19 protein-coding genes are annotated in these 15,760 nt (G+C 68.9%); 11 read left to right on the top strand and 8 right to left on the bottom strand.

Features of this window, described 5'->3' with window-relative positions; translation table 11 throughout:
* Window positions 1–76 precede the first annotated feature (76 nt).
* A complete protein-coding gene (gene gcvA / locus AC1DSC_RS09830) occupies window positions 77–1,021 on the top strand; it encodes a transcriptional regulator GcvA (protein WP_369663086.1) in 945 nt (314 codons plus the stop codon).
* Here gcvA and AC1DSC_RS09825 read toward each other — a convergent pair.
* Window positions 990–1,916, bottom strand: a complete 927-nt coding sequence (locus tag AC1DSC_RS09825; RefSeq protein WP_012748347.1) for a LysR family transcriptional regulator — start codon at window positions 1,914–1,916, stop codon at window positions 990–992. The genes gcvA and AC1DSC_RS09825 overlap by 32 nt on opposite strands.
* A 101-nt stretch (window positions 1,917–2,017) precedes the next feature.
* On the opposite strand from AC1DSC_RS09825, the gene metE reads away from it, so the two are divergent.
* From metE to AC1DSC_RS09810, 3 genes are all read left to right on the top strand, one after another.
* On the top strand, window positions 2,018–4,363 hold the full coding sequence (gene metE / locus AC1DSC_RS09820) for a 5-methyltetrahydropteroyltriglutamate--homocysteine S-methyltransferase (RefSeq protein WP_012748346.1): 2,346 nt from the start codon (window positions 2,018–2,020) through the stop codon (window positions 4,361–4,363).
* Between the two features lie 41 nt (window positions 4,364–4,404).
* Complete coding sequence (locus AC1DSC_RS09815; protein ID WP_150106790.1) at window positions 4,405–5,271, top strand: hypothetical protein; 867 nt, start codon at window positions 4,405–4,407, stop codon at window positions 5,269–5,271.
* A gap of 253 nt (window positions 5,272–5,524) precedes the next feature.
* Window positions 5,525–5,866 (top strand): hypothetical protein, encoded by a 342-nt coding sequence (locus AC1DSC_RS09810; protein WP_012748344.1) that lies wholly within the window; start codon window positions 5,525–5,527, stop codon window positions 5,864–5,866.
* Between the two features lie 107 nt (window positions 5,867–5,973).
* On the opposite strand, the gene AC1DSC_RS09805 is transcribed toward AC1DSC_RS09810, so the two are convergent.
* Window positions 5,974–6,549, bottom strand: a complete 576-nt coding sequence (locus tag AC1DSC_RS09805; RefSeq protein ID WP_012748343.1) for a DNA-3-methyladenine glycosylase I — start codon at window positions 6,547–6,549, stop codon at window positions 5,974–5,976.
* A 69-nt stretch (window positions 6,550–6,618) separates the two neighbouring features.
* On the opposite strand from AC1DSC_RS09805, the gene AC1DSC_RS09800 reads away from it, so the two are divergent.
* The 7 genes from AC1DSC_RS09800 (at window position 6,619) to AC1DSC_RS09770 (ending at window position 12,072) form a co-directional block, all read left to right on the top strand.
* Entirely contained in the window at window positions 6,619–7,095 is a 477-nt protein-coding gene (locus AC1DSC_RS09800) for an NUDIX hydrolase (protein WP_012748342.1), read from the top strand.
* Entirely contained in the window at window positions 7,092–7,319 is a 228-nt protein-coding gene (locus tag AC1DSC_RS09795) for a DUF7661 family protein (RefSeq protein WP_012748341.1), read from the top strand. The genes AC1DSC_RS09800 and AC1DSC_RS09795 overlap by 4 nt, the downstream gene beginning before the upstream one ends.
* A gap of 14 nt (window positions 7,320–7,333) precedes the next feature.
* Window positions 7,334–7,849, top strand: coding sequence for a DUF2867 domain-containing protein (locus AC1DSC_RS09790; protein ID WP_150106789.1), 516 nt, complete (start codon window positions 7,334–7,336; stop codon window positions 7,847–7,849).
* Between the two features lie 127 nt (window positions 7,850–7,976).
* Window positions 7,977–8,675 (top strand): DUF3348 domain-containing protein, encoded by a 699-nt coding sequence (locus tag AC1DSC_RS09785; protein ID WP_012748339.1) that lies wholly within the window; start codon window positions 7,977–7,979, stop codon window positions 8,673–8,675.
* Window positions 8,668–10,758: a DUF802 domain-containing protein gene (locus tag AC1DSC_RS09780; RefSeq protein ID WP_012748338.1), complete on the top strand. Its 2,091-nt coding sequence runs from the start codon at window positions 8,668–8,670 to the stop codon at window positions 10,756–10,758. The genes AC1DSC_RS09785 and AC1DSC_RS09780 overlap by 8 nt, the downstream gene beginning before the upstream one ends.
* Window positions 10,758–11,414, top strand: coding sequence for an OmpA family protein (locus AC1DSC_RS09775; RefSeq protein WP_012748337.1), 657 nt, complete (start codon window positions 10,758–10,760; stop codon window positions 11,412–11,414). The genes AC1DSC_RS09780 and AC1DSC_RS09775 overlap by 1 nt, the downstream gene beginning before the upstream one ends.
* A 10-nt stretch (window positions 11,415–11,424) precedes the next feature.
* Complete coding sequence (locus AC1DSC_RS09770) at window positions 11,425–12,072, top strand: DUF2894 domain-containing protein (protein ID WP_012748336.1); 648 nt, start codon at window positions 11,425–11,427, stop codon at window positions 12,070–12,072.
* Window positions 12,073–12,096: 24 nt separating this feature from the next.
* Here AC1DSC_RS09770 and AC1DSC_RS09765 read toward each other — a convergent pair whose 3' ends face one another.
* The 6 genes from AC1DSC_RS09765 to AC1DSC_RS09740 form a co-directional block, all read right to left on the bottom strand.
* A complete protein-coding gene (locus AC1DSC_RS09765) occupies window positions 12,097–12,411 on the bottom strand; it encodes a chaperone modulator CbpM (RefSeq protein WP_012748335.1) in 315 nt (104 codons plus the stop codon).
* A gap of 2 nt (window positions 12,412–12,413) precedes the next feature.
* Window positions 12,414–13,376, bottom strand: coding sequence for a DnaJ C-terminal domain-containing protein (locus AC1DSC_RS09760; protein WP_012748334.1), 963 nt, complete (start codon window positions 13,374–13,376; stop codon window positions 12,414–12,416).
* Window positions 13,377–13,421: 45 nt separating this feature from the next.
* Entirely contained in the window at window positions 13,422–14,063 is a 642-nt protein-coding gene (locus tag AC1DSC_RS09755; RefSeq protein WP_012748333.1) for a histidine phosphatase family protein, read from the bottom strand.
* A 26-nt stretch (window positions 14,064–14,089) separates the two neighbouring features.
* On the bottom strand, window positions 14,090–14,731 hold the full coding sequence (locus tag AC1DSC_RS09750) for a CDP-alcohol phosphatidyltransferase family protein (protein ID WP_012748332.1): 642 nt from the start codon (window positions 14,729–14,731) through the stop codon (window positions 14,090–14,092).
* A gap of 90 nt (window positions 14,732–14,821) precedes the next feature.
* Complete coding sequence (locus tag AC1DSC_RS09745; RefSeq protein ID WP_012748331.1) at window positions 14,822–15,358, bottom strand: SRPBCC family protein; 537 nt, start codon at window positions 15,356–15,358, stop codon at window positions 14,822–14,824.
* Between the two features lie 29 nt (window positions 15,359–15,387).
* Entirely contained in the window at window positions 15,388–15,729 is a 342-nt protein-coding gene (locus AC1DSC_RS09740; protein WP_012748330.1) for an ArsR/SmtB family transcription factor, read from the bottom strand.
* Window positions 15,730–15,760: the final 31 nt, after the last annotated feature.

Genomic DNA, 15,760 nt, shown 5'->3' with positions numbered 1-15,760 from the left:
AGAGTGAATGCTCCTCCTTCCCTTGCGGCCTCGCAAACCAGATTTTCTGAGGCAATCGGATCAGATCAGCTAAACCATGGAACACCAGCTCCCGCCGCTCAACGCGCTGCGCGCCTTCGAGGCGACCGCCCGCCATCTTTCGGTGAAGAACGCGGCCGACGAGCTGTGCGTGACCGCCGGCGCCGTGAGCCAGCTGATCAAGTCGCTGGAGCTGCACCTGGGCATTGCGCTGTTCCGGCGCGCGAACCGCGGCATCTTCCTGACCGATGCGGGCCAGGCCTACCTGCCGCCGGTGCGCAATGCCTTCCGGCAGATCAGCGACGCCACGCGCCGCATCGCCATGCCCGCGGAAACCGGCATCCTCACGGTGAGCACCACGCCGTTCTTCGCGTCAGCCTGGCTGGTGCCGCGCCTGAAGAGCTTTCACGATGCGCATCCGGACATCGACCTGCAGGTGGTGAGCAGCACCGCGCTCGCCGATTTTTCGCGCGACGGCGTGGACGTGGCGATCCGCCATGGGCTCGGCCGCTATCCCGGCCTGATCAGCCAGCGCGTGCTCACGGTGGAGATTGTTCCGGTTGCAACGCCGGCCCTGGTCAGGCAGCTCGGCATGCCTGCATCGCCGGCCGATCTCACGCGCTGGCCGCGCGTGAACGATGCCGAGCGCAAGGGCTGGGCCATGTGGTTCGAGGCGCAGGGCATCGAAGATGCAAGGACGGCACGCGGCCCGTCCTTCGATGATTCGGGCCTGTTGCTGAAGGCGGTGCTCGCAGGGCAGGGCGCGGGCTTGCTGCCGGCGGCGCTGGTGGCGGACGAGGTGGCCGAAGGCCGGCTGGTCCAGCTGTCGGAAGCCGCGTGGCTCGAAGACTTTGCCTACTACCTCGTGCACCCCGAAGACAGCCGCCACAGGCCGAAGGTGGCGGCCTTCCGCGAATGGATCGCTGCCGAGTCCAGCAGAAAAGCTGCCAGGCCGCCCAGGAAGACGCCTGTCAAAGCAGCTCGATCCCGGGCAGGCTCTTGAAGCAGCTCTCGCGCGTGATGCGCACGAAGTCCGCCAGCCACGGCTGATTGGACGTGCCCTGCGTGCAGGCCATGTACAGCCGCCCCGTGAGGCCCCGGGCGCCCACGCGCCGCGCCGTGACATAGCCGCGGTCCAGGTAGTTCTGAACCGCCCACAACGGCAGCGTGGCTACGCCGCGCCCGCTGGCCACCAGCTGCAGCATCGCCACCGTGAGTTCGGTCGTGCGCCGGTGCGCGGGCGCCACGCCGGCCGGCGCCAGCACCTGGCGCACGATGTCCAGCATCTCGTCGGGCACGGGGTAGGTGATGAGCGTCTGGCCGGCAAAGTGGCGCGCCGTGAGATGCGGCTTGGCTGTCAGCGCATGGTCGTTGGCGAGCAGCGCGACGATCTCGAAGCGGAACAGCGCGTGGTAGTCCACGGTTTCGTCGGGGTCCTGCTCGGAGACGATCGCCACCTCGGCGCGGTTCTGCATCACCAGCGCGATCGGGTCAGGGTGGAAGCCCGAGACGATGTCCAGCTCGATCTCGGGCCAGCGCTGGCGGAAGGCATCCATGGCCGGCATCAGCCAGTCGAAGCAGGTGTGGCATTCGACCACGATGCGCAGCTGCCCGCTGCGGCCCAGCGCCAGACGCGCCACGTCGCGCTCGGCTTCCTCCACCAGCGGCAGCGCGGCATCGGCCAGCTGCAACAGCCGCAGTCCCGTGGTGCTGAACTGCGGCGGCACCGACTTGCGCTCGAAGAGCTGCGCGCCGTAGCGGTCTTCGAGCAGCTTGATCTGGTGCGACAGCGCCGACTGCGTGAGGTTCAGCAACTGCGCCGCGCGCACCAGGCTGCCGGTGTCGCGCAGCGCAACGAGCGTGCGCAGGTGGCGTATCTCCAGGATCGACTGCAACATGAATGAATTTCAAGTGAATGGGCAAAAGGTTTCGTTTGAATCATAGAGCCAAAAGCCCGACCATTGCCGATTTCCAAGATACAGCGACCGGAATACCTGCAATGACCACCCGTACCCACATCCTCGGCTTTCCGCGCATGGGCGCCCACCGGGAACTCAAGTTCGCGCTCGAAAAGCACTGGCGCGGCGAGATCGACCGCGCCGCGCTGGAAGAAGTTGGCGGCCAGCTGCGCGCACGCCACTGGCAGGCCCAGCGCGACGCGGGGCTCGACTACGTGACGGTGGGCGACTTCGCCTGCTATGACCACGTGGCCAACCACGTCCAGCTCTTCGGCTGCGAGCCGGCGCGCTTCGGCTTCAAGGGCGACGAGCCCGAGCTGTCGCGCTATTTCAAGATGGCGCGCGGCGTGGAAGACGAGGCTGGCCATGCGCACGATGCGGGCTGCAAGCACGGCGCAGAGGGCGCCTTCGCGCTGGAGATGACCAAGTGGTTCGACACCAACTACCACTACCTCGTGCCCGAGTTCACCGCGGCCACGCAGTTCAGGCTCGCCTCGACGCGGCTCTTCGACGAGGTGGCCGAGGCGCAGCAGGCCGGCCATGCGGTCAAGGCCGTGCTGCTCGGCCCGCTGAGCTTCCTGTACCTCGGCAAGGAGAAGCAACAGGGCTTCGACCGCCTGTCGCTGCTCGATGCACTGCTGCCCGTGTACGAACAGGTGTTGAACCGGCTCAAGCAGCAGGGCGTGGAATGGGTGCAGATCGACGAACCCATCCTCGGGCTCGACCTGCCCGACGCCTGGCGCAACGCCTTCGAGCGCGCCTACTGGCAGCTGGCGCGCAGCGCGTCCAAGCTGCTGCTGGCCACCTACTTCTCGCCGCTGTTGGGCAACCTGCGCCTGGCCTGCCAGCTGCCGGTGGCAGGCCTGCACGTGGACGCCGTGCGCGCGCCGCAGGAGCTGACCGGCGTGGCCGACTGGCTCGCCACGCACAAGGTGCTGTCGATCGGCATCGTCGATGGCCGCAACATCTGGCGCACCGACCTGGACGCCGCGCTTGCCACGCTGCGCCCGGTGATCGACAAGCGGCGCGGCGAGCTCTGGATCGCACCATCGTGCTCGCTGCTGCACGTGCCGTTCAGCCTGGCCGCGGAAGACAAGCTCGATGCGGAACTCAGGTCTTGGCTCGCCTTTGCCGTCGAAAAGCTCGGCGAACTGCGCGTGCTGCGCGCCGTGCTCGATGGCAGCGAAGACTTGGTTGCAGAAGAGCTCGAAGCCGCGCGCGCCGCAGTGATTGCAAGGCGCAGCAGCCCGCGCGTGCATCGCGCGGACGTGGCGCTGCGGCTCGCGCGCAGCGTGGCCGGCGACGACCAGCGCGCATCCCCCTTCGGCCAGCGGCAGCGGCTGCAGCGCGCGCGCTTCGCATTGCCCGCGCTGCCCACCACCACCATCGGCTCGTTCCCGCAGACCCAGGAGATCCGCGCCGCGCGCGCCGCCTTCAAGCGCGGAGAGCTCGATGCCGCGGGCTACCGCGAGAAGATGCGCGCCGAGATCGCGCTGGCCGTGCGCAAGCAGGAAGAACTGGGCATCGACGTGCTGGTGCATGGCGAGGCCGAGCGCAACGACATGGTCGAGTACTTCGGCGAGCAGCTCGACGGCTTTGCCTTCACCGCCAATGGCTGGGTGCAGTCGTACGGCTCGCGCTGCGTGAAGCCGCCGGTCATCTTCGGCGACGTGGCGCGCCCCGCGCCGATGACGGTCGAGTGGACCGCCTATGCGCAGAGCCTCACCCAACTGCCGATGAAGGGCATGCTGACGGGCCCCGTCACCATCCTGCAATGGTCCTTCGTGCGCGACGACCAGCCGCGCAGCGTCACCTGCGAGCAGATCGCCTGGGCGATCCGCGACGAGGTGGTGGACCTCGAGGCGGCCGGCATCGGCATCATCCAGATCGACGAGCCCGCCATCCGCGAAGGCCTGCCGCTGCGCCGCGCCGGCTGGCCGGCCTACCTGAAGTCGGCCACGCGCGCCTTCCGCATCAGCGCCTCGGGCGTGTGCGACCAGACGCAGGTCCACACCCACATGTGCTATTCGGAGTTCAACGACATCCTGCCCGAGATCGCGGCCATGGACGCCGACGTGATCACCATCGAGACCAGCCGCTCCGACATGGAGCTGCTGCGAGGCTTCGGTGGCGAGAACAGCGCGGGCGGCTTCCGCTACCCGAACGAGATCGGCCCCGGCGTGTACGACATCCATTCGCCGCGCGTGCCCTCGGTGGGCGAGATCGTGCGCCTGATGCGCAAGGCCGCCGGCGTGGTGCCGCCCGGGAACCTGTGGATCAACCCCGACTGCGGCCTGAAGACCCGCGGCTGGCCGGAGACCGAGGCCGCGCTGTCGAACATGGTGGCGGCGGCGAAGCTGCTGCGCGCTGAGTTGGCGGCGGCCTGAGGCAGAGACGGGCAATCATGGCGGGCGCCAATAATGGCGCCATGCTTGCCTCTTCAGTCGCTTCGCGGCGCTTCTTTCGCGCGCCTTTTCTTCTGCTGCTGTCGCTGTTGTTCGCCTCAGCCATTGCCTCTGCGCAAGACCGTGCCCAGGCCCTGCTGCAATTCGAGGGCGTGCAGGCCCGCTACCAGGCGGCCTATGCGCCGGGGGCGGTGTCGCGCGATGCGCGCCAGCTGCTCGAGCCTCCTGACCAGGCCATTGCCGGCAAGGCGCTCCAGGCGCTGGACGCGGCCGCCGCGCGGTCCTTCGACGTGGCCGCATCCGTGGCCGCCATCCAGCAGGAAGTGGCGGCTGCGGGCAAGGGCGGTGCGGCGCCGGGTGCGCAGGTGCAGGCCGCGGTGGCCCGGTTCTCGAAGCTGCGTGCCGACTACGCCGCCATGGACGACGCAGGCAAGCAGGAATTCTTCAACCGCGAACGCGCGAAGCCAGCCGATCCCGCGCGCACCGAACTGCTCGAGCGCATGGCCGTGGCCGACCTGCGCGAAGTCGACTTTTCGAGCCAGCTGCTGCTGAGCTCGGTCGCCAAGCAGCTGGCGCGCGGCAACGCCGGCCAGTTCACCTCGCTGCCGGACCGCACGCTCGACATGGCCGTCGACACGCTGTGGTCGCGCGGCATCACCTCGCCGCGGCCGCGCAACCTGCTGACGGTGGCGCGCGAGTTCGAAAGGCAGGTCACGCAGGCGCTGCTCGCGGCGCTGCCCGATGCGGACGTGGCCGCCTTGCTGGCCTGGCGCAACGACCCGCAGGCCGCGGCCGAACGCGAAGCGCTGGTGGGCAGCTACCGCGCCGAGGTCAAGGGGAGCGGCGCGGTGGCGATCCGGACGCTGGTGCGCGGCTGGCCGCGTTCCTGAGCCCGCAGTGGCTGGCACGCAACATGCGTGGGCCATCTTGCGCGATACTCGCCGCCCGGCGGAGCCAGAGAAAAAAGCACACCGATTGGGACGAATTTCTTAAGCCAAGTGTGCACTTTGGCGCTCACGCCAAAAAGTTCCCCGTCATTGTTTCAGTTTCATGAACACTGCGATTCAGTTTGACTAGGGTTTTCCCTTGTCATCCTGATGCAAACTTCAGGGCATCCAAAGCCCGATCAAGAAGGAAATTGAAATGAAGACCTCGAACATCCTCGCCGCCGCCGCTCTGTCCCTGCTCGCCGCTGCCGGCGCCCAGGCAGAAACCTACGAAGGCGTGCAGCCCCTGACCGCTGGCTACAGCCGCGCCGACGTGGCTCCCCAGGCCGCCGCCGCTGCCCGCGAAGGCAACGTCTACAGCGACGCCGCTTCGGCCACCGTCGCTCCCGTGCTGGCTGCCTCGACCGACCGCGCCGCAGTCCGCAGCGAAGCTGTTGCCGCCGCCCACGCGCCCGGCCAGAACCTGCGCCGCGAAGCTTTCGCCGGCAGCGTGGTTCCCTCGCAAGCACGCAGCTTCACGCGCCAAGCCGGCCTGTAAGAAGGCGGGCACAAGAGAAGGGACGGCGGCGGCATCGGCCGCGCGTCTTTCCTCTGCAAGACAAAAGCCGGACGGCGCCCCAGGTGCCGTCCGGTTTTTTTCGTTTTTCAGCGCTGCCGCGGCGCGGCGTGGTGGCAGAAGCAGTCGGGTGCGTGGTCGTCGACGATGCCGGTGGCCTGCATCCATGCATAGACGATCACCGGCCCCACGAACTTGAAGCCGCGCTTCTTCAGGGCCGCCGACATCTGTTCCGAAAGCGGCGTCTTCGTCGGCACTGCGCCGGTCCTGTTGACGATCGGCTTGCCGCCGGCCATGCCCCAGACGAATTCCGAAAAATCCTCGCCCGCGGCTTGCATCGCCAGGTAGGCGCGGGCGTTGCCGATGGTGGCCTCGATCTTGGCGCGCGAGCGCACGATGCCCGCGTCCAGCATCAGCCGGTCGACGTCGGCCGCGGTGAACCGTGCCACTTTTTCGGGCACGAAGCCCTCGAATGAAGCACGGAACGCATCGCGCTTGCGCAGGATCGTGAGCCACGAGAGGCCCGCCTGGAAGCCGTCGAGCATGAGCTTTTCCCACAGCGCGCGGCTGTCGCGCTCGGGCACGCCCCATTCGGCGTCGTGGTAGGAGGCCAGCAGCGGATCGCTCTGGGCCCAGGTGCAGCGGGGCTTGGTTTCGGGGGGCATCGGGTGGTGGGTTGGGTTCGTCTTCTACGCGGCGTGCTTCGGACTTTAACCACCGATACTCGAGCCCTCATGATCTCAGTCCATCTCCACGGCCAGCGCTTCCAGGTGCGGGCTGCCGCGGTCATTCTTCATGCGGGCCATGCGCTGCTTCACCGGGCACCGGGCGACGGCTACTGGGCCTTGCCGGGTGGCAGGGTCGAAGTCGGCGAAGAGGCCTCGGCCACCATCGTGCGGGAGATGAGGGAGGAGCTTGGCGAAGAAGTCGAATGCGGCCGGCTGCTTCATGTGGCGGAGAATTTCTTCGACCTGGCGGGCCGGCGCAACCACGAGATCGGATTCTATTTTCTCGTCTCGCTGCCCGAGGATTCGCCGCATCTCGACAAGGCGCGAAGCTACCGGGGCATCGAGAGCCACCTGGATCTGGAATTCCGCTGGTTTCCCATCGCGCAGCTGGCGGCCGTCAACCTGCGGCCGACCTTTCTTCCGGCTTCGCTCGCGGCCGATCCGCTGGTCTTCTCGCACGCGGTCCAGCGTGAATACCCATGAGCGGCGAGCGCCACCTGTTCAATGTGTTCGGCGAGGTCATGGCCATTGAAAGAGCCGAGGACCGGTGGCACGGCTATTTGATGGGGCCCGATGGCAAGCGCCGCAGGATCCAGCTGGCAATTCCATCCGACGTCTCTCGCGCCGAGCTGTCGCAGTATCTCTACGACATCTATCACGAGCAGGCGACGCCGACCAACGGCGACGTGTTCGAGATCTTCCAATGACAAACCATCATCGATTGCACAAGTCACGCCGCGAGACGCTGCCCTTGGCCGCGCGCGTCGCCGGCCTCTATCGCGGCGCCTTCCTGGCCGACGCCTTCGCCATCGACCTGCCGCCGGGCGCCACCCGCGACGTGCTGGCGCTTGCGCGCTTTGCGTTCGAGCGTCCCGCGCCTTGGGTCAGCGCACTGTTGGCGCTGCGCGACCGGCTGGTTGGCGGCTTCGGCCTCAAGACGGCCAGTGCGCTGCGCGCCGGCACGCCGGACGGTGCGCCGCGCATCGGCATCTTTCGCATCTACGAAACGCATGCCAACGAGGTGGTGCTGGGCGAGGACGACCGGCACCTGGATTTCCGCGTTTCGGTGATGCGCTCCGTGGCGGGGGATTCGCTCACTGCGGTCACGGTGGTGCACTGCCACAACCTCTTCGGCCGCAACTACATCCGGCTGATCGCGCCGTTCCACCGGCGGGTGGTGCGTTCTGCGCTCGAACGCGCGGCGCGCTCGGGCTGGCCCGCGGAAGCGGCAGGCTGAACTCGGCGGAACGCCTGGTTACCGATTGGAACGTTTGCTTGAACTTTCCCTTCCGGCAGCGGCTCTGGAGGGGGAAGGCCGAGGGGAGCTGCCGGTGTAGACTGCCAGGTTTTTCGTTCTGGCGGGTATGGCGCAAGTTTCACAGCGCACAGTTTTCAACGGCTCGGCGCTTGTTCGCTTGCTCTCTCGGCTGACCGATGCCGACGTTCGCGAACCCCGGCAGGCCACCGCGGATCGATTGAGCCAATGGTTCGGCTGGACCGATGCCATCTCGCTGTCGGCCGCGCTGGACGGCGCCGTGGCGACGGCCGCAGCGCCTTCGCGCGCGCGGGCTTCCGCGAGCGCCGAGGAGCGCGAATGCGTCCGTGCGCGAACTGCGTTGGCCAAGGCCGTGGCCGAGGACGGCGCTGTCGCGGCAGCCGTCGACTTCACGCCGTTTCGCCGCCGCCATCTCACGCTGCAACAGGCCATGGAAGCGGGCATCGGCCCGCTGCGCGGCCGTTTGCGGGCGCTGCTGGCGGCCAGGTCGCCGGCCATGGCCCGGCTTGCGGCGGTGGACGTGGTGATGGAGCAGGTGCTGGCGGCGCGCGAGCACAGCCTGCTCGCTTCCGTGCCCGCGCTGCTCGAAAAGCATTTCACGCGCCTACGCCAGGCCAGCCCGGAGACGACGGGCGAACCCGACAGTGAGGCAGGGGCCGGCGAGTGGCTGCATGTGTTCCGCAAGGACATGAAGAACGTGCTGCTCGCCGAACTCGATTTCCGATTCCAACCGATCGAAGGGCTGCTTGAAGCCCTTCGCATGAGGCCACCAGAGTGCCATGAATAGATTCCTCCACTACGCTGTTTTTGCTGCGGGCCTGGCCGTCGTCTGCTGGGTCGGCGCCGGATACGTCGGCTCGCACACGCTGGCGCTCGCCGTCACGATGCTGGTCGGCGCGTTCTACCTGATGGGGGCGCTGGAACTGCACCGCTTCCAGCAGGCCACCGCCACCTTGTCGCGTGCCGTGGCGGATCTTTCCGACCCGCCCGCGAGCCTGGGTGCGTGGCTCGACCGGCTGCATCCCACGCTGCGCAACGCGGTGCGCCTTCGCATCGAGGGCGAGCGCGTCGGCCTGCCGGGCCCGGCGCTCACGCCCTACCTGGCCGGACTGCTGGTGCTGCTGGGCATGCTGGGCACCTTCCTCGGCATGGTGGTCACGCTGAACGGCACCGGCATGGCGCTGGAAAGCGCGACGGACCTGCCGGCCATCCGCGCCTCGCTGTCGGCGCCCGTGAAGGGCCTGGGGCTGGCATTCGGCACCTCGGTGGCCGGCGTGGCCGCCTCCGCGATGCTGGGGCTGGCCTCGGCGTTGTGCCGGCGCGAGCGGCTGCAGGCCGGGCAGATGCTCGACAGCAAGATTGCCACCACGCTGCGCGCTTATTCGCTGGCGCACCAGCGCGAGGCCTCGTTCCAGCTGCTCGAGCAGCAGGCCCACCAGATGCCGCGGCTGGTCGACCAGCTGCAGGCCATGATGGCGGCAATGGAGCGGCAGAGCCAGGCCCTGAACGAGCGCCTTGCCGCCGGCCAGGCGCAGTTCCACACCCAGGCCGAGGCCGTGTATGCCGGGCTGGCTTCCTCGGTCGACCAGTCGCTCAAGCAGAGCCTGAGCGAAAGCGCGCGCATCGCCGGCGCGACGATCCAGCCGGTGGTCGAGGCCACCATGGCGGGCATCGCGCGCGAGACGGCCTCGCTGCACGACACCGTGGCGCGCACGGTGCAGCAGCAGCTCGACGGCCTCTCGAGCCGCTTCGAGGCCACCACCGCCAGCGTGGCGGGCACCTGGCAGGCTGCGCTGGCCGATCACCAGCGCACCTCCGCGGCGCTGTCGAGCGACCTGCGCGCCTCGCATGACCGCTTTGCCGAAACCTTCGAGCAGCGCTCGGCCTCGCTGGTGGAAGGCGTCTCGGCCCGGCTGGAAAGCACCGCAGGTAGCGTGTCGGACACCTGGGGCAGCGCGCTCGCGCAGCACCAGCGCGTCAGCGAAAAGCTGTCGCAGGAGGCGCAGCAGTCGCTCGCGGCGGCGGCGGCCGGCTTCGAGCAGCACTCGGCATCGCTGCTGCGCACCGTGGAGCAGGCGCATGCCACGCTGCAGAGCGACATCGCAGCGCGCGACGAGCAGCGCCTGTCGGCCTGGACAGAGGAGTTGGCCATGGTGTCCGCATCGCTGCAGCAGGAGTGGCAGCAGGCGGGCGCGCACACGGCAAGCCAGCAGCGGCAGCTCTTCGATGCGCTCGCGCAGACCGCGCGCGACATGTCGACCCAGGCCGAGGCGCATGCGAAGAACACGGTCGGCGAGATCGCGCGGCTGCTGCAGGCCGCGTCGGAAGCGCCGCGGGTTGCAGCCGAAGTGGTGGCCGAGCTGCGCCAGAAGCTGTCGGACAGCATGGCGCGCGACAACGCGATGCTGGAAGAACGCAGCCGCATCATGGAAACGCTGGGAACCCTGCTCGACGCCGTGAACCACGCCTCCACCGAGCAGCGCTCGGCGGTCGATGCGCTGGTCGGTGCATCGGCGGATGTGCTGGACCGCGTGGGCAGCCGCTTCACCGAGAAGGTCGACGAGGAAACCGGCAAGATGGCCGCGGTCGCCGCGCAGATCACCGGCAGCGCCGTCGAAGTGGCCAGCCTTGGCGAGGCCTTCGGCTTTGCCGTGCAGCTGTTCAGCGAATCGAACGACAAGCTGGTGGCCCACCTGCAGCGCGTCGAGGGCGCGCTCGGTAAATCCATCGCGCGCAGCGACGAGCAGCTGGCCTACTACGTGGCGCAGGCGAGGGAGGTCATCGACCTGAGCATCATGTCGCAGAAGCAGATCGTCGAAGACCTGCGGCAGATCGCGAGCCGGCAGGCCGCCGTGGGCAGCGAGGCGTGATGCGCGACGATCTCGACGCCGGCCTGGAGCCGAGCGTGCCGGTGTGGGCGGTCTTCGGCGACCTGATGTCGGGGCTGGTCGGGGCCTTCGTGCTGATCCTCGTGGGCGCACTCGGCATGCAGCTGGACCTGGCCGCCAAGCTGCAGGCCGAAGTGCAGCAGCGCCAGGCCGAGACGCAGCGCCGCGAGGCGCTCGAACAGGCGCTGGCCGGGCCGCTCGCGGCGGGCCGCGTCACGCTGAACAACGGTCGCATCGGCATCAGCGGCAGCGTGCTGTTCGCCTTCAACTCGGCCGAGCTGCAGCCCGAAGGCCGACAGGTGCTCAAGAGCCTGGCTGCGCCCGTGGCCAGCTACCTGCGCGCGCGCGACGAGGTGCTGATGGTGAGCGGCTTCACCGACGACCGGCAGATGCGTCAGTCGAAGGACGGCAACCGTCCGTTCGCCGACAACTGGGAGCTCTCGGCCCAGCGCGCGTTGACGGTGACGCGGGCCTTGATCGAGGAGGGCGTTCCATCGTCATCGGTGTTTGCCGCGGCCTTCGGCTCCGAACAGGCGGTGGCATCCAATGCCGATGCCGAAGGGCGCGCGAAGAACCGGCGCGTCGAGATGGCGCCCACGCCGCGGCAGGCCGGCGCCGGCACCAAGTCCCGTGAATAGCGGCAGTCGCATGGACCCGGCGGCGGTGCTCGACGCCTGGCGCGCACAGGGCGGCCATCGCCGGGATCCTGTGCGCTTTCGCTTCATCGAGGCGCTTGCGAAGCGCGCGGCCGCCCATGAAGGCGATGCGCGACGCATTCTCGACGAGCGGCTGGCCGCGCTGCTGGCGGCGTATCGCGAGAAGATCGAAGAGGCCCGGTGCGTTGACGGTGCTTCGGCCGTTCCAGACACCAGCACGAAACACGCAGCCCGTCCTCCCCGCGGTCCGCTCGCGGAACTCGTCGAGCACATGGCACGGCAGGCGCCGCCGCAAGGCGATGACGGCGCGGCGGCCGACGAAGCCGCACCCGCCACCCCCGAGCTCAAGACGCTGCGCTACTTCAGGAGCACCTGGTCGCGGCTCAGTGCCGACCGGCGGCTGACGCAGTCGCTGGCCAAGGTGCCGGAGAACGCGGGCCCGCTCAACTCGCACCACCTGGTGCACCGGTCGCTCATGCTGATGCACGAGCTGTCGCCCGAATACCTCAACCGGTTCATGTCGTACGTCGACACCTTGCTGTGGGTCGATCAGCTGAACGCCAGCAACGGGCCGGCCGCGGCCGCGAATGCGCCGCGCGCCGAAGGCCAAAAGAAAACAACGCGCAGCAAGCCGGGCTGATCTGCGGCGCTTGCCCGGCGGCAGCTAGCGAAGCCCGTGCGCGCGGATCACGGCCTTGAGCCGCCGCACCTCATGCTGCAGATCGAGGATCAGCGCAGCGGCATCGAGACCCACGCCAAAATCGCGCTCCAGGCGGCGTGCCTCGAGCGCGCATTGCAGGTCGGTGCTCGAGAACCGCCAGTGCTCGGGCGGCGCCTCGGCCGTGGATATCTGCACGATGCCCACTTCGACGAGCTGCACCACCCATTCGGTATCGGCGCCGCAGGCATGGGCCAGCTCGCTGGCCGCGAGCGGCTGCGACGCGCTGATGGCTGTGGTTGTCACGGAAACGGTCGCCATGCTCACACTCCCAGATGCTGGCGTGGGTTGAACGAAGCGGATGCCTGCGCCAGCTGCTCGTAGGCCTTGCGCGCGGCCTCGCTGTCGGCCGGGGGCAGGGCGATGTCGAGCAGCAGGTACAGGTCGCCAGGCTGCTTGCCGGCCAGCCCGCGGCCCTTGAGCCGCAGCTTGAGGCCGCTGCGCGCGTTGCGCGGCACGGTCACCTCGACCACGCCGCCGGTAGGCACGGGCACCTGGACCTGCGCACCGAGCGCGGCCTCGGTCGGCGTGACGGGCAGCGTCATGTAGAGGTCGCGTTCCTCGACGCGGTAGAGCCGGTGCGGCGCGATGCGCACCTCCAGGTACAGGTCGCCCGCGGGTTCGCCGCCATGGCCCGGCATGCCCTGGCCGGCGAGCCGGATGAACTGCCCCGGATGCACGCCCGGCGGGATCTTGACGCTGAGCGTGCGCGTCTTGAAGACGGGCCGGCCCTCTGCATCGAGCTCCTGTGCGCGCAGCGTGATCTCGCGCTCGGCGCCGTTGAGCGCGTCCTCGAGCGCGATCTCGATCGCCGCGTGGTGGTCTTCGCCGCGCGCGCGGTAGTTGCGCCTTGCGGCGCCGCGGCGCTCGGCCTCGCCGAACAGCGACGAAAAGAACTCGCTGAAGTCGGCATGGTCGGCCGGGCCCTGGTTGGGGCCGCGGTGGAACTCGAAGCCCGTGTCCCAGTCCGGCGGCGGCTGGAAGTCGCCCTGCGCGTGGCCGCCGCGCGCCACGCGGTCGGCCAGCGCGTCGTAGGCGGCGCGCTTTTCCTTGTCGCGCAGCACGTCGTTGGCTTCGTTGATGTCGCGCATGCGCTTCTCGGCGTCGGGCTCCTTGCTGACGTCGGGGTGGTACTTACGCGCGAGCTTGCGGTAGGCCTTGCGCACGTCGTCCTCGGACGCGGTGCGGTCGATGCCCAGGGCGCTGTAGTAGTCCTTGAATTCCATGCTTTTCGGTGGTGTGGATGCCGAACGGTACGCCTGCCGGCCGCTTCAGGCCAGGCTCGAGCCGCCGTCGGCATGCCGCAGCAGCGGCGTCACGGTCCATGTGGGGCCGCTGCGCGAAAAACGCAATGGCTGCGCATTGCCGAGCAGGGCCAGGTCGATCGGCAGGCCGATCAGCGCCGCCAGCGCATAGAGCGTGCCCCCGTGCGCCACCACCAGCACCGGCGCAGGCTGCGCGAGCGCGGCGTTCAGCGCGAGCCGCTTGCGGGCCACGAACTGGGCCAGGGTTTCGCCGCCCTCGGGCTCGCAGGCCCAGTCGATCTCGGCCGACGAGGTGCCGATGAGCGCGCCGAAGTTGCGCTCGCGCAGGCCCGCCTGCGGCGTGGGCTCGAGGCGCAGCACGGTGGCCACGGCATGCGCGGTGTCGTGCGCGCGGCGGGCGTCGCTGCAGACGATGGTGCGGATCGGCTCGCCAGCCAGCAGCTGGGCGGCGCGTGCAGCCTGCTGCAGGCCGAGCTCGCTCAGCGGCTCGTCCACGGCCTGGAAGATGCGCTGCGCATTGCGGCCGGTCTGGCCGTGGCGCAGGAAGTAGAAATGGTCGCAGGCCGGTGACAGCGGCTGCCCGGCGGCAATGCGCACCAGCTGGTCGAGGCCGGGGGCCGCGCCGTGGGGGAAGGGTGCCTTCGACATGGGATGGGATGTGAATGAGCGGACGGTCAAAACTTGGGAATGCGCAGCGTCTTGCTGATCATCAGCGTGCCCGAGAGCGCGAAGAGCAGCGCGAGCGGATGCAGCTGCCAGGGGCCGAGCATCCAGGCGCCGCCCCACACCCCGTCGCCGATGCGCCCCTGCCAGGCGGCCCAGGCCAGCACGCCCACCAGCACCACGCTAGTCGGGATGGGCGTGCCTTCGAAGTACTTGACCTTGTCGGCGCCCGCGGACAGCGCCTCGGCCGTGACGTTGTAGCGCGCGAGCCGGCTCACGCCGCAGCACACGAAATAGATCAGCAGCACGCAATCCCAGCCGCCGTCCAGGCCCGCGGCAAAGCCGAGCGCGGCCGGCGCCACGCCAAAGGAGATCACGTCGGCCAGCGAATCGAGTTCGCGCCCCAGCGCCGAATGCGTTTGCCGCCAGCGCGCGATGCGCCCGTCGAACACGTCGAACACGAAGGCCGCCGGCGCGAGCGCGGCGGCCCAGAGGAATTGCGCGAGCGACTGGCTCGCCATGAAGGCCATCGAAAGGAACACCGCGCCCACCCCGCATGCCGCGTTGCCGAGCGTGAATGCATCGGCCAGGTGAAAGCCGCGGATCATCGAGAAATGCTTGCGGACCGGTACGGGGGAGGGGGTGGTGGCCATGGGGTGCTTCGGAGTCGGCGGATGCTCCGCACCTTAACGCAAGCGCGCTCGCTTGCCTGTAGTCGCCATCCGACTCCGGAAGGGGGCCGCTCAGCCCGGCAGGCGTTCGTCGTAGGCCTTCTCGAGCGCCGCGTGCTGGGTCCAGAAGCCCCGCGGCTTGCGGCCGTGCAGCACGTCGTCGAGCACGTCGAGGTGGGCATGCCAGCCGCTGGCGACGCTGAGCGTGTCCTTGCGATCGGGCAGGCGGCGGTGCGTGAGCACGAGGCGGGTGGTGTCGCCCTCTTGCGTGAATTCGAAGCTGACCTCGGAGGCGGTGGCGCTTTCGCTGCCCCAGCTGATGGTCAGGCGCTTCAGCGGTTCGAATTCGACGATCCGCGATTTCTGGAGGATGGGGCTGCGGCAGGCGGCGAAGCGCTCGGGGGCCACTTCGCCGGAGAGCCGGGTGTGGTCGAAGCGCAGCTCGAACACGCTGCCGGGCTCCTCGGCCATGGTGCCGCCGGCCAGCCAGGCGGCGCGCTTGCCGGGGTCGACGAAATAGGCCCACACGCGCTCGACGGGGGCGGGCAGGGTGCGCTCCATGCGCAGGGTACCGGGTTCGATCAGGGTTCCGAGGTGGCTCTTGGCCATGGCTTGCTCCTTGAAAAAGAATGGGGACTTCACTTGCCGCGGGATGCTTCGCGCCGCAGTTCCTTCTCCAGCGCGTCCAGATGGTTGCTCCAGAAGCCTTCGTAGTAGCGCAGCCATGCGTTGGCCGATGCGAGCGCCGCCGGCTCCAGCCGGCAGACGTGCGCGCGGCCCTGCACGGTGCGGGAAACCAGCCCGGCGCGCTCCAGCGCCTTGACGTGCTTGGATGCGCCCGCAAACGACATGCGAAACGGCGCGCCCAGCTCGCCCACGCTGCATTCGCCCTGGGCCAGCAGCTGCAGCATGGTGCGGCGGGTGCTGTCGGCCAGGGCGTGGAACACGGCGTCGAGCCGTTTGTCGTCTAGTTCAACCATGTGGTTGAATATAGTCGTGCTCCGGAAATCA

The sequence above is a fragment of the Variovorax sp. 01N425 genome, assembly GCF_056399465.1.
The sequence above is the reverse complement of the archived record's forward strand: the minus strand, read 5'-3'. Positions and strand labels throughout refer to the sequence as shown.

Bases quoted from the DNA above. Each gene is read 5' to 3' on its own strand.
- AC1DSC_RS09750 (WP_012748332.1), bottom strand. From the start codon at position 14,731: ATGGCCACCACCCCCTCCCCCGTACCGGTCCGCAAGCATTTCTCGATG.
- AC1DSC_RS09765 (WP_012748335.1), bottom strand. From the start codon at position 12,411: ATGGCGACCGTTTCCGTGACAACCACAGCCATCAGCGCGTCGCAGCCG.
- metE (WP_012748346.1), top strand. From the start codon at position 2,018: ATGACCACCCGTACCCACATCCTCGGCTTTCCGCGCATGGGCGCCCAC.
- AC1DSC_RS09805 (WP_012748343.1), bottom strand. From the start codon at position 6,549: ATGCCCCCCGAAACCAAGCCCCGCTGCACCTGGGCCCAGAGCGATCCG.
- AC1DSC_RS09795 (WP_012748341.1), top strand. From the start codon at position 7,092: ATGAGCGGCGAGCGCCACCTGTTCAATGTGTTCGGCGAGGTCATGGCC.
- gcvA (WP_369663086.1), top strand. From the start codon at position 77: ATGGAACACCAGCTCCCGCCGCTCAACGCGCTGCGCGCCTTCGAGGCG.
- AC1DSC_RS09825 (WP_012748347.1), bottom strand. From the start codon at position 1,916: ATGTTGCAGTCGATCCTGGAGATACGCCACCTGCGCACGCTCGTTGCG.
- AC1DSC_RS09785 (WP_012748339.1), top strand. From the start codon at position 7,977: ATGGCGCAAGTTTCACAGCGCACAGTTTTCAACGGCTCGGCGCTTGTT.
- AC1DSC_RS09770 (WP_012748336.1), top strand. From the start codon at position 11,425: ATGGACCCGGCGGCGGTGCTCGACGCCTGGCGCGCACAGGGCGGCCAT.
- AC1DSC_RS09800 (WP_012748342.1), top strand. From the start codon at position 6,619: ATGATCTCAGTCCATCTCCACGGCCAGCGCTTCCAGGTGCGGGCTGCC.
- AC1DSC_RS09740 (WP_012748330.1), bottom strand. From the start codon at position 15,729: ATGGTTGAACTAGACGACAAACGGCTCGACGCCGTGTTCCACGCCCTG.
- AC1DSC_RS09810 (WP_012748344.1), top strand. From the start codon at position 5,525: ATGAAGACCTCGAACATCCTCGCCGCCGCCGCTCTGTCCCTGCTCGCC.
- AC1DSC_RS09815 (WP_150106790.1), top strand. From the start codon at position 4,405: ATGCTTGCCTCTTCAGTCGCTTCGCGGCGCTTCTTTCGCGCGCCTTTT.
- AC1DSC_RS09780 (WP_012748338.1), top strand. From the start codon at position 8,668: ATGAATAGATTCCTCCACTACGCTGTTTTTGCTGCGGGCCTGGCCGTC.
- AC1DSC_RS09755 (WP_012748333.1), bottom strand. From the start codon at position 14,063: ATGTCGAAGGCACCCTTCCCCCACGGCGCGGCCCCCGGCCTCGACCAG.
- AC1DSC_RS09745 (WP_012748331.1), bottom strand. From the start codon at position 15,358: ATGGCCAAGAGCCACCTCGGAACCCTGATCGAACCCGGTACCCTGCGC.
- AC1DSC_RS09775 (WP_012748337.1), top strand. From the start codon at position 10,758: ATGCGCGACGATCTCGACGCCGGCCTGGAGCCGAGCGTGCCGGTGTGG.
- AC1DSC_RS09760 (WP_012748334.1), bottom strand. From the start codon at position 13,376: ATGGAATTCAAGGACTACTACAGCGCCCTGGGCATCGACCGCACCGCG.